Origin of the sequence: Streptomyces sp. 8N706 (genome assembly GCF_052245415.1) — a bacterium.
Classification (GTDB): Bacteria; Actinomycetota; Actinomycetes; order Streptomycetales; family Streptomycetaceae; genus Streptomyces.
The window spans coordinates 1-11,519 of the sequence record NZ_JBQQBW010000165.1 but is presented as its reverse complement, the minus strand read 5'-3'; the positions used below and the strand labels follow the sequence as shown (position 1 = coordinate 11,519).

General features: G+C 71.6%; 9 protein-coding genes and 1 pseudogene. 3 read left to right on the top strand and 7 right to left on the bottom strand.

What is annotated here, in order from left to right; translation table 11 throughout:
* Positions 1 to 38: 38 nt before the first annotated feature.
* A complete protein-coding gene (gene mshD / locus ACTWQE_RS32300) occupies positions 39 to 920 on the bottom strand; it encodes a mycothiol synthase (protein WP_443332647.1) in 882 nt (293 codons plus the stop codon).
* Positions 921 to 1,169: 249 nt separating this feature from the next.
* On the opposite strand from mshD, the gene ACTWQE_RS32295 reads away from it, so the two are divergent.
* Positions 1,170 to 3,005 (top strand): bifunctional metallophosphatase/5'-nucleotidase, encoded by a 1,836-nt coding sequence (locus tag ACTWQE_RS32295; RefSeq protein WP_443332646.1) that lies wholly within the window; start codon positions 1,170 to 1,172, stop codon positions 3,003 to 3,005.
* A gap of 124 nt (positions 3,006 to 3,129) precedes the next feature.
* Here the strand turns inward: ACTWQE_RS32295 and ACTWQE_RS32290 are convergent, their stop codons facing one another.
* Positions 3,130 to 3,285, bottom strand: coding sequence for a hypothetical protein (locus ACTWQE_RS32290; RefSeq protein WP_443332645.1), 156 nt, complete (start codon positions 3,283 to 3,285; stop codon positions 3,130 to 3,132).
* Between the two features lie 88 nt (positions 3,286 to 3,373).
* Between ACTWQE_RS32290 and ACTWQE_RS32285 the strand changes: the two genes are divergently transcribed.
* Positions 3,374 to 4,693: an LmeA family phospholipid-binding protein gene (locus ACTWQE_RS32285; RefSeq protein WP_443332644.1), complete on the top strand. Its 1,320-nt coding sequence runs from the start codon at positions 3,374 to 3,376 to the stop codon at positions 4,691 to 4,693.
* Positions 4,694 to 5,015: 322 nt separating this feature from the next.
* On the opposite strand, the gene ACTWQE_RS32280 is transcribed toward ACTWQE_RS32285, so the two are convergent.
* The 5 genes from ACTWQE_RS32280 to ACTWQE_RS32260 form a co-directional block, all read right to left on the bottom strand.
* A complete protein-coding gene (locus tag ACTWQE_RS32280) occupies positions 5,016 to 6,545 on the bottom strand; it encodes a sensor histidine kinase (RefSeq protein WP_443332643.1) in 1,530 nt (509 codons plus the stop codon).
* Positions 6,542 to 7,273 carry a response regulator transcription factor gene (locus tag ACTWQE_RS32275; RefSeq protein ID WP_443332642.1) on the bottom strand — a complete coding sequence of 244 codons (732 nt, stop codon included), beginning with the start codon at positions 7,271 to 7,273 and terminating at the stop codon, positions 6,542 to 6,544. Before ACTWQE_RS32275 ends, ACTWQE_RS32280 begins: the two co-directional genes overlap by 4 nt.
* 115 nt (positions 7,274 to 7,388) lie before the next feature.
* A complete protein-coding gene (locus tag ACTWQE_RS32270; protein WP_443332641.1) occupies positions 7,389 to 8,405 on the bottom strand; it encodes a S1C family serine protease in 1,017 nt (338 codons plus the stop codon).
* 200 nt (positions 8,406 to 8,605) lie between these two features.
* A complete protein-coding gene (locus ACTWQE_RS32265; RefSeq protein WP_443332640.1) occupies positions 8,606 to 9,628 on the bottom strand; it encodes a LacI family DNA-binding transcriptional regulator in 1,023 nt (340 codons plus the stop codon).
* Between the two features lie 63 nt (positions 9,629 to 9,691).
* A complete protein-coding gene (locus ACTWQE_RS32260; RefSeq protein ID WP_443332639.1) occupies positions 9,692 to 10,501 on the bottom strand; it encodes a response regulator transcription factor in 810 nt (269 codons plus the stop codon).
* 295 nt (positions 10,502 to 10,796) lie between these two features.
* Between ACTWQE_RS32260 and ACTWQE_RS32255 the strand changes: the two are divergent.
* A pseudogene (locus tag ACTWQE_RS32255) lies at positions 10,797 to 11,507 on the top strand (alpha/beta fold hydrolase); the annotation flags it as partial.
* Between the last annotated feature and the right edge of the window lie 12 nt (positions 11,508 to 11,519).

Below are 11,519 nucleotides of genomic sequence, written 5' to 3'. Positions count from 1 at the left end.
ATCAGATCCGTCTCGTGCGTCGTGAACTCGAGGCGTTCTTACACCGTCACCGCCGGGACGTTGTCGGCGTCCACGTAGAGCATCGCCGTCGGCAGCGCCGCCGCCGCCAGGTGGCGGAGGCCGATCGCCGTGAGGGCCTTGCCCAGGCCTCCGCCCTGGGCGCCGGGGACGACGCCGAGGACGTACACCTCGCCCAGCTGCTCGGCCGCATGCACCTTGGTCCAGTGGAAGCCGACGATCCGGCCCTCCTTCTCCGCGAGGAAGAACCCCTCCGGCTCGAACCACACCTGGGCCATGCGGTCCTCGAGGTCCCGCTGCGTGAGGGAGCCCTGCTCCGGGTGGTGCGCGAAGGCAGCGGCGTTGGCGGCCAGCCAGGCCGCGTCGTCCTGGCCCGGCCGGAACGTCCGTACCCTCACCCCCACCGGCAACACCGGTTCGGCGAGTGAGAGATCCGCCAGAGGCCGCCTCATCTGCCGCAGCTCGCGGAACAGCGACATCCCCAGCACCTGCGCCAGATGCCGGGCCGCCGGGTGCCCTCCGTGCGCCCAGACCCGCAGCCGCTTCCCGGACGCGTCCAGGAGCGCGCCCCCCAGCGCCCGGCCGTGGCCGCGCCCCCGGTACCCGGGGTGGACCACGAGCTCCGCCGCAGGCGCCTCGACCGGGTCCGTCTCCTCCAACTGGGCGTAACCGGCGAGCGTACGGCCGCCCTCACCGTCGTCCTCGTGCAGCAGCAGATGCCGTACGCCCTCACGGCGCCCGCCCCGCAGTTGCAGCCGCCCCTGTTCGGACACGGCGGGCTGACCGTCGACCCGGGCCGCCTCCTCCAGCAGCTCCGAGACCACTCGCGCCGCCTCGGGCGTCACCTCGTCCAGAACCTCGATCCTTCGCACCGCGCCCGTCCCGTCCACCACGTTGCTCATGTCCTGAGCCTACGACTCGCCCACCGCTCCGGAGCCCCTCCGGCGTCCGCTCAGCCGCCGTATCCGCGCCGGGCGCGCCCCGCACGCCACCCGGCGCAGGCCGCCCCCTCAGCCCGGACGGGTGAACGGACACCCTCCCGCAACCCCCTCGTTACTTCACAACCCTGACGCGCTACGCGCGTTGACCGTAGGCTGCCCGTCGACTCGACCACCCTCAGCTCTCTTGTCGCTGTCCACGAAGGGGAATTCATGTCAGCGAGACCTCAACGGCGACGGTTGGTGCGCCGCTTGACGACGAGTGCGGCCGTCCTCGCCGCGGCGGCCGGCGTGCTCTCCGCCGCGGTACCGGCCGGGGCCGACAGCACCGCGCGCGGCCCCGCACCCGCACCGGGCCTCGGAACCGGGCACAGCCACGGCCGCACCGTCGACGTGCAGTTGCTCTCCTTCAACGACTTCCACGGCAACCTCGAGCCGCCCGCCGGATCCTCCGGCCAGGTCACCCGGCAACACCCGGACGGCACCACGGAGAAGATCGACGCCGGCGGTGTCGAATACCTCGCCACCTCGCTGCGCACGGCCCGCAAGGGCCACCCGTACAGCATCACCGCCGCCGCCGGCGACATGATCGGTGCGAGCCCGCTGCTCTCGGGTCTCTTTCATGACGAGCCGACCATCGAGGCGATGAACAAGCTCGATCTCGATGTGACGGGCGTCGGCAACCATGAGTTCGACGAGGGCCGGGCGGAGCTCACCCGGATGCAGAAGGGCGGCTGCCACCCCAAGGACGGTTGCTACCAGGACGGCAAGGTGTTCCAGGGGGCCGACTTCCCCTATCTCGCCGCCAACGTCACGGACGAGAAGACCGGCAAGCCGATCCTCGCGCCGTACACGATCTGGAAGCACCGGGGCGTGAAGATCGGCTTCATCGGCGTGACGCTGGAGGGCACCCCGGACATCGTCTCCGCCGAGGGCGTCAAGGGCCTGAAGTTCCACGACGAGATCGAGACGGTCAACCGGTACGCCAAGGAGCTGGACAAGCGCGGTGTGAAGTCGATCGTCGCGCTCGTCCACGAGGGCGGCGTCCCCGCCGGCGGCGCGTACAACGACAACTGCGACAGCCCCGGACCGGGCGACGGTGTCTCCGGGCCCATCGTGGACATCGCCAAGGGCATCACACCGAAGGTCGACGCGCTGGTGACCGGCCACACGCACCAGGCGTACGTCTGCACCGTCCCGGACCCGGCGGGCAGGCCGCGCATGGTCACCTCGGCGTCCTCGTTCGGAAAGCTCTACACCGACACCACGCTCACCTACGACCGCCGCACCCACGACATCGTGCGGACGGGCGTCGCGTCGGCCAACCATGTGGTGCGCCGCGACCAGCCCAAGGCCGCCGATATGACCTCGCTCATCCAGCGCTGGAACACGCTGGCCGCGCCGGTCGCCAACAAGCCGGTCGGCCACATCGCCGCCGACATCCCGGGCCGCGGCGCCGGTACGTACGAGTCGCCGCTCGGGGACGTCATCGGCGACGCCCAGCTGGAGGCGCTGGCCCCGGCCGACAAGGGGGGCGCGCAGATCGCCCTGATGAATCCGGGCGGCATCCGCTCCGACCTCGTGCACAAGGCGTCGGGAAGCGAGGGCGACGGCGTGGTGACCTACGGCGAAGCCTTTACGGTGCAGCCGTTCACCAACATGATGACCGCCGTCGACTTGACCGGCGCGCAGCTCATCACCGCACTCCAGCAGCAGGTCAGCGGCCCGAACGAGGCCTCGCCCAAGATCCTCCAGGTCTCGGAGGGCTTCACCTACACCCTGGACACGAGGAAGACCGGCGCGGCCCGGATCGTCACGGACTCGGTGAAGCTGAACGGTGAGGCGATCGACCCGGCGAAGACCTACCGCGTCGCGATGAACGAGTTCCTGGCGGGCGGCGGCGACGGCTTCCCCGTCTTCAAGGACGGGAGGAACAAGTACGTGGGGGCGTCGGACCTGGACGCGCTCACGGCGTACTTCGCCGCCCACTCCTCTGCGGACTCGCCACTGGCCCCGCCGAAGGCGGACCGGATCACGGTCGTGCAGTAAGCGCCCGGACGGCTCACGCGTACGTACGGCCCGGCAGGGACCACTCTGCCGGGCCGTCACGTTTCTGCCGGGCACAGCGGTCAGGACGGCTCGCCTGACATGCCGTCAGGTCGGGCGGGGGGCCTCACACCGGCTCGCCGTGGTGGGAGCCGCGCCCCTCGTCGAGGTAGGCGTCCAGAGGCTGGAGGACCGCCCGCAACAGGCTCCACCGACGCCGTACGAGACCAGCCCCCACAGGGGACATAACGGCCATAGGCAGCAGCAGGTCCGTTCCCAACACGCCATTCCTGACGTGAAATCGCTCGCATTGGCCGAGTACCGGCCGTAAAACTTGCAACCGAGGGCGCCCTTTGTGATCGGATACTCCGATGCGACCCCCCACACGCATACCCCCACAGCCGCATCCGTCGTCACGCACCCCCCGCAATCCCTACGAGGATCTCGCCGCGCTCGCAGACCCCGTGGACGACTTCGGGGGCGGGGCCGCGGACCGCTCCGTGGACCCGTCCCCGGACCGGTCCCTGGACAGCCGGCGCCACGGCCCGCCCGAGGACGACGACGTGCTGGGGCTCGGGCTCCGGGCGGACGACGAGGAGGCCGACGAGGACTGGGCTCCGCCGGACCACGGGCGGGGCAGGCGCGGACGCGGCGGATTCGCCGCCGTGCCGCTCGCGCTCAAGGCAGTGGTCGCCGTACTCGTGTGTGCCGCGTTCCTGGTGGTCGCCGACCGCTGGGCCGTGCTGTACGCCGAGCAGAAGGCCCAGGAGAAGCTGAAGGACTCCCTCGATCTGGCCGCCGAGCCCGAGGTGACGATCCATGGCTTCCCCTTCCTCACCCAGATGGCCGACAAGCGCCTGGAGAAGGTCGACGTCGCCATCCCCGACGTCGCGGCGGACCGTGTCTCGCTCGCGAAGGTCGAGGCCTCGGCGTCCGACATCCGGCTCAACGGGAGCCTCCCCACGTCCATCCGGGGCGCGGTCATCGGCCGGATGCAGGGGAATGTGCTGCTGTCGTTCGACGACCTCAACCGGGAGCTCGGCTCCTCGCAGGTGAAGTTCACCGAGCAGGGGCGCGACTCGGTGCTCGCGGTCGGCAAACTGCCGGTCGCGGGCCACGATCTGCGGATGCGGGCGGAGGCGCACATCCGCCGCGTGGGCGGACGCGGCATCGAGACCGACATCACCGGTATGCGGCTCGACATCGCGGATCTGGCCACCTACCGGCCCGGCGACCACGCGGGCCTCCAGCTCACCCGTAAGGCGGCGAACGAGGTCCGCCGGAACATGCAGCAGGCGAAGGCGCTGCTCTCCGTTCCTTCGCTGGCGAAGCGCCTCGGCGTTCCGCAGTCGGCGATGAAGGAGACGCTGCGCAGCGAGGAGGAACTGCACCGCGTCACCGGGGCACCCCGCTTCGCTCAGAAGGTGATGCGGCTGAACCTCGTCGATGTCGTCGCCGAGCACCCCTGGCTGCTGAAGAAGGTCGGCATCGATCCATCGCTGATGTCGGGGCTGACCAAGCTGACGCAGCCGCAGCTGTCGGAGCGGCTGTCGCTCTCCTTCCAGCTGCCGGAGGTCCCCGGCTATGTACGCCTCCAGAACATCACGGTGGAGCGTGACGGCATCCGCGCCGACCTGTCGGGGATGGACCTGCCGTTCGGCGAAGCGGCGAAGCGGCACGGGGAGCGCTGACGCGGCCGCGGGCAGGTGTACGGCTGAGCCGCCGACTGTACGGCTCAGCCACCGGGGCACTGCTGAGACCGGACCCGTCGGCACCGGCTGAGACCCGGAGCAGTCGGCGGCCGCGGCCTCGGCGGGACGGCGCGCGTCAGTCCGTCTCCGGAGGCGGGACGTGCACGTCGGTCCGCCTCCGGACGGCGCCACGTGCGTCCGCCTCCGGACAGCGCCACGTGCACGTCGGTCCGCCTCCGGACGGCGCCACATGCACGTCGGTCCGCCTCCGGACAGCGCCGCATGCACGGCGGTCCCTCTCCGGACAGCGGGACGGCGCGCGTCAGTCCGTCTCCGGAGGCGGGACGGCCGAGCCCGGCAGCGCGATACGGGCGAGGGTGCCCCCTCCCGGTGCGGACTCGAGGCTCACCCGGCCGCCCGCCTGCTGGACCGTACGGGCCACGATCGACAGGCCGAGGCCCGACCCCGGCAGGCTCCGCGCCGAGGTCGAACGCCAGAAGCGCTCGAAGACATGCGGGAGCTCATCGGCCGGAATCCCCGGCCCGTGGTCCCGTACGGTCAGCTCGCCGCCGCTGAGTCCCACCTCGATGACCCCGCCCGAGGAGCTGCCGGCACCGTCCGGGGGGTGCCCGGCGGGGGCGCCGCGGCCCACACCACCCGGTCCGGCATCTCCCTGGTGCCCCTCCGCCCCATCGGCCCCAGCGATCCCGTCCGGCCCCTGGCTCCGGGAGAACTTCACGGCGTTGTCGAGCAGATTGACCACCGCCCGCTCCAGTGCCGCCGGCTCCGCCCGTACGTACCAGGGCCCGAGCTCGGTGGTGATCGTCAGCCCCGCCCCGCGCAGCCGCGCCCGCTCCACCGCCCGGGCGGCGATCTGGTGCAGTGCCACGACCTCCACGGGTCTGCTTCCGGCCACCGCGTCCGGCCGGGCCAGCTCCTGCAGATCACCGATGAGAGCCGCCAGCTCCACCACCTGGGCCTTGACCGAGGACAGCAGTTCGCGCCGGTCCTCGGCCGGGAGCGGCCGGCCGGTCTCCTCGCTGCGCACCAGCAGCTCGATATTGGTCCGCAGCGAGGTGAGCGGTGTCCGCAGCTCGTGCCCGGCGTCGGCGATGAGCTGCTGCTGCCGGTCCCGCGAGGACGCCAGCGCCGCGGTCATGGAGTTGAAGGACTGCGACAGCCGCGCGATCTCGTCCTCCCCCTCGACGGGGATCCGTACCGCGAGATCCTCCGTACGGGCCACATGCTCGACCGCCCCGGTGAGCCGGTCCACCGGTTTGAGCCCGGCGCGGGCGATCCACAGGCCCGCCGTGGCCGCTCCGACCACCCCCACTCCGGCGACGGCGGCGAGCAGGAGGGCGAGGGTGTTCAGCGCGCCGTCGATCTCGCTGAGCGGCCGGGAGACGGAGATGGCCGTGCCCGCCTGGTCCCGCTTGGTCAGCACCCGTACGGGCTCGCCGCTGTCGGTGGTGCCGTCGTGCAGGGCCTCCCCCAGCAACCCGGCCGCGACCTTCCTGTCCGCCTCCTGGACCTTCACCGGCTGGGAGTTGATCCCCACGCACCGGTCGCCACCCGCCAGCACGACCTGGCCGCTCGCGATACCGGGCAGCACCTCCTTGTTGGTGGTCGGGTTGGTGTCCTGGCAGTTGCGCAGCAACTGGCCGCCGAAGCCGGGCGGAACGCTGGTGTTGCGCAGGCTGTTGTCGAGTTCCTCGCGCAGCTGCGTGCGCGTCAGAAACCAGCAGGCGAAGGCGGACACCGCGACCGCCACCGCCACGGCGACCGCCGTGAGCAGCGCCAGCCGCGACCGCAGCGGCAGCCGGTTGAAGCGACGCAGGGGTGCCGGGGTCACTCCGCGCCGCCGTCCCCGCGCAGCACGTACCCGATCCCGCGCACGGTGTGCACCAGGCGCGGTTCACCGCCCGCCTCCGTCTTGCGGCGCAGATACATCACATACACATCCAGCGAGTTGGAGCTCGGCTCGAAGTCGAACCCCCAGACGGCCTTGAGGATCTGCTCGCGGGTGAGGACCTGCCGGGGGTGGGCGAGGAACATCTCCAGGAGCGTGTACTCGGTGCGCGTCAGTTCGACCACCCGCCCGCGCCGCGTCACCTCGCGCGTATCGAGATCCATGCGCAGATCGCCGAAGGCCAGCGCCCGGTCCTCCACCGGCTGCGGCGCCCCGGTGGCCGGGGCGTACGAGCTGCGGCGCAGCAGGGCGCGGATGCGGGCCAGCAGCTCGTCCAGCTCGAACGGTTTCACCAGGTAGTCGTCGGCTCCCGCGTCCAGCCCGGTGACGCGGTCGCCGACGGTGTCGCGTGCGGTCAGCATCAGGATCGGCACCGTCACCCCGGCGGCCCGCAGCCGCCGGGCGGCGGTGAGCCCGTCCATACGCGGCATGAGCACATCGAGCACGAGCAGGTCGGGCTCGTACGCGCCGACCTTCTCCAGCGCGTCGAGCCCATCGACGGCGAGCGCGGTGCCGTATCCCTCGAAGGCGAGGCTCCGCTGGAGCGCCTCGCGTACGGCGGGCTCGTCGTCGACGATCAGAATGCGGTGGTCGCCTTCGGCGGGGCTCATGGGTCTCGCTCCGGGAGGAGGGGGGCCGGGTCGGCGGTTGCGGTCTCAGCCTCGCACGGCAGTGCGGGCCGGGGCACAGGACCGGTGGGGACACCGGACGGTCGCGGCCGCTCCCTCAGCCGCCGCTGCCCTTCCGCAGGTCGTCGAGGATCTTCTTCACGTCGTCGATCGGGATCGCGAAGCCGAGGCCTATGCTGCCCGCACCGCCCGACTCGGCTCCGGCACCGGAAGTGGGCGCGTACATGGCCGAGTTGATGCCGATGACCTCCCCCTCCATATTGACCAGGGCGCCACCGGAGTTGCCCGGGTTGAGCGAGGCGTCCGTCTGGAGCGCCTTGTACGTGGTCGTGGACGAGCCCACGTCCCCGTTGTACTGCCCGCCGCCGAACGCGAACGGCCAGCGGTCGCCGCCCCCGGGCGGCTGCTGCTGTCCGTCCTCCTTCCCAACGGTCACCTTGCGGTCGAGCGCGGAGACGATCCCGCTGGTCACCGTGCCCGTCAGGCCTTCGGGCGAGCCGATCGCCACGACCGCGTCCCCGACCTTGACCGTGCTGGAGTCCCCGAGGGCGGCGGCCTCGAGCCCGCTGGCGCCGTCCGCCTTCAGCAAGGCCATGTCCAGGTCGGACCGGGCGCCGACGACCTCGGCGGTGGCCGTCTTCCCGTCGCTGAAGGTGACCTTGACGGACGAGGCGCCGGAAACGACATGGTTGTTGGTCAGAATCTCGCCGTCCGAGGCGACGATGACACCGGATCCGGTGGAGCTCCCGGCCGGTGAGGTCGCGGTGATCTCGACGACGCTCGGGCCGACGGCCGAGGCGACGCCCGCCACGGTGCCGTCCGTCCGCACCGAGGTCGGCGTACCCGTGACGGAGCCGCCGCCACCGCTCGTGCCGCCGGTGACGTGGTCGATCACGGCTGCCGTGCCGCCGCCGACCGCGGCGGCGGCGATGGCGACCGCGGCGAGGAGTGCGACGGGGCGCCGGGCCCGCCGTCGGCGTCCGGGCGGCGTCACGGCCGACCCGTCCGGCTCCTGGCTGGGACGAGGGGGCAGAGGAGGAAACGGCATGCCGGGGGAGGTCGAGGCGCCGTACTCGGGGCCCGGAGGAAGGCGATACGCACTGTTGTCGGTCATGCCCACACTGTGCGCGCGCAGGCTGAGAGCAGCCTGAGTGCTCGCTGAGAACTCCGACAGAAGGCGGCATGTCCCCTGCAAGGGCACGGAACCACGCCGCGGGCCGAAAAGACGCCGCGGATCGGCAGCGCCGTGGAACGGAGTCGGACAGAAACGCCGGAGAAACGAAGGTGCCGGAACACCGCATGTACGGAGGCGGGTCACCCGCAGCCGCACGACCTCCGCACCACCAGCGCCGAGGGGAACTGCTTCAACCGCTCCCGCCGCGAGCCCGCCACCCGCAGCCCGTCGTCCAGCACCAGGTCCACCGCCGCACGCGCCATCGCCGGACGGTCCGAGGCGACGGTGGTCAGCGGAGGATCGGTCAGTGCCGCTTCCTTCACATCGTCGAAGCCGGCCACAGCCAGTTCGCCCGGCACATCGATCCGCAGCTCACGCGCCGCCCGGAGCACGCCGATCGCCTGGTCGTCCGTCGCGCACACGATCGCCGTGGGCCGGTCCGGGCGGTCCAGCAGCTCCAGCGCCACCCGGTACGCGTCGTAGCGGTTGTACGGGGCCTGGTAGAGCCGCCCCTCCGGCGACCGCCCGGCCTCCCTCATCGCCCGGCGCCAGCCCTCGATGTGGTCGGCCACCGGGTCTCCCGAGACGGGGGTCTCCTCCACACCGCCGAGGCAGGCCACGTACTCATGGCCGTGCTCCAGCAGATGGCGGGTGGCGAGCTGAGCGCCGCCGACGTCGTCCGTCACCACCGCGACATCGTCGATCGCGTCGGGACGCCGGTGCAGCAGCACCACACGGGCGTCCCAGGCGTCGATCTCCGCGGCCGCGTGCTCGCTGGGCCCCTGGCTGACCAGGATCAGCCCGGAGACGCGCATGCCGAGAAAGGCCCGCAGATAGTGGACCTCACGCTCGTCCAGATAGTCGGAGTTGCCGACCAGGACCATCTTTCCCCGGTCGGCCGCCGCCTGCTCCACCGCGTGCGCCATCTCCGCGAAGAACGGCTGACGGGCGTCGGGAACGATCATCCCTATGAGATCGGTACGGCGGCTCGCCATCGCCTGAGCGACCCGGTCCGGCCGGTAGCCGAGCTCCTTGATCGCTGCGAGGACACGCTCGCGCGTGGCCGGGGCGACCGGCCTGGGTCCGTTGTTGATGACGTAGCTGACGACCGCGGTCGAGGTCCCTGCCAGCCTTGCCACATCGTCACGCGTCACCTTGGCCACGCGCGGCAGTCTACGCGTGGTGACCCAGGTCTCGGCCGGTCGTGGGGCGGCGACCGCCCAACGTTACCGCGCGACCTCGCGTTCCGCCGTACCGCCCTTGGGCTCCGGGGCCGGCATGACGTCGGACACAGCCTCTCCCCCGGCCCCCGCCCCGGCCTTCCGCTTCGCCTCCTCCGCGGCCCGCTCCGCAGCGCGCTCGACCTTCTCCGGGGTGACGAAGCGGTAGCCGACGTTCCGTACGGTCCCGATCAGCGACTCGTGCTCCGGCCCGAGCTTCGCCCGCAGGCGCCGCACATGCACATCGACCGTCCGCGTACCGCCGAAGTAGTCGTAGCCCCACACTTCCTGGAGCAGCTGCGCCCGGGTGAAGACCCGGCCCGGGTGCTGCGCGAGATACTTCAGCAGCTCGAACTCCTTGAAGGTCAGGTCCAGCACCCGCCCCTTGAGCTTGGCGCTGTACGTGGCCTCGTCGACCGACAGATCACCGTTGCGGATCTCCATCGGGCTGTCATCGGTCGAGATCTGCTGCCGGCCCATCGCGAGCCGCAGCCGTGCCTCGACCTCGGCCGGACCGGCCGTGTCGAGCAGCACGTCGTCGATGCCCCAGTCCGCGGTGACGGCGGCGAGCCCGCCCTCCGTCACCACCAGGATCAGCGGGCAGCCGGGCCCGGTCGAGCGCAGCAGCTGACACAGGGAGCGCACCTGGGGAAGGTCGCGCCGCCCGTCGATCAGGATCACGTCGGCGCCGGGGGTGTCCACGAGGGCCGGCCCCTCGGCGGGGGCCACACGTACGTTGTGGAGCAGTAGGCCGAGCGCGGGCAGCACCTCGGTGGAGGGCTGGAGGGCATTCGTGAGGAGCAGCAGAGAGCTCATCCAATGCTCCCTTCGGTCAGGGAATCCACCGTACCTACGGGATCCAACCCGTATGTCCGGATAGTACGGTCCTGTGCGCTTCGCTTGCCCATGACGTCGGTTCCTCCTCGGTCCCAGCGATGGGGGTATCCCCTCCCAGGCGTCAGCCCTGGGGAAGTGTGCGGCACTGCTTCGTACGGGTGATGGCTCCTCGCCCCAGGAGCACACCTGCGCTCATCCGCGCATGGAGCGCTTGAAAGCACGAAAGGACCCGGGGGCGTCGCTGCCCGGATCCTCTCCCAGCAGAATAGCCCACATGAGCTCCGGTTCCGAGGCCGCATTCTCACTCTCCTGTGTTCCCTCGATCACGTCACGTGTCCGGAGAACGCCCGTCCGGGCGTCGCTGCTGACCGATGACGGGGTGCGGATCGAGGCCGCGTACCTGCCGTTCGCGGGTGGTTCAACCGGTTCCACCGGTTCCGCGGAGGGCAGCGCGAGCGGTGCGGCGGAGACTTCGGCCGGGGGCTCGGGCGCCCCGTCGGACGGTCTCGCGATCGTGGTCGCCCATGGCTTCACCGGCGCGCTGGACCGGCCCGCGGTGCAGCGTGCGGCCCGGGTGTTCGCCCAGCGTGCGGCCGTGATCACCTTCTCCTTCCGGGGGCACGGGCGCTCCGGCGGACGGTCCACGGTGGGCGACCGGGAGGTGCTCGATCTGGCGGCGGCGGTGCGCTGGGCACGGTCGCTGGGGCACGCGCGCGTGGCGACGGTCGGCTTCTCCATGGGGGGCTCGGTGGTCCTCCGGCACGCCGCGTTGCACGGCCCCGCGCGGCGGGACCCGTCAAGCGGTCCGCCGACCCCTCCTCCGCATGGGGGGCGCACAGAGGCGCACACCGATGCAGTCATCTCGGTGAGCGCCCCAGCGCGCTGGTATTACCGCGGCACCGCACCGATGCGACGGCTGCACTGGGTCGTCACCCGGCCCGCCGGCCGCCTCGTCGGGCGTTACGGGCTGTGCATCCGTATCCACACGTAGGACTGG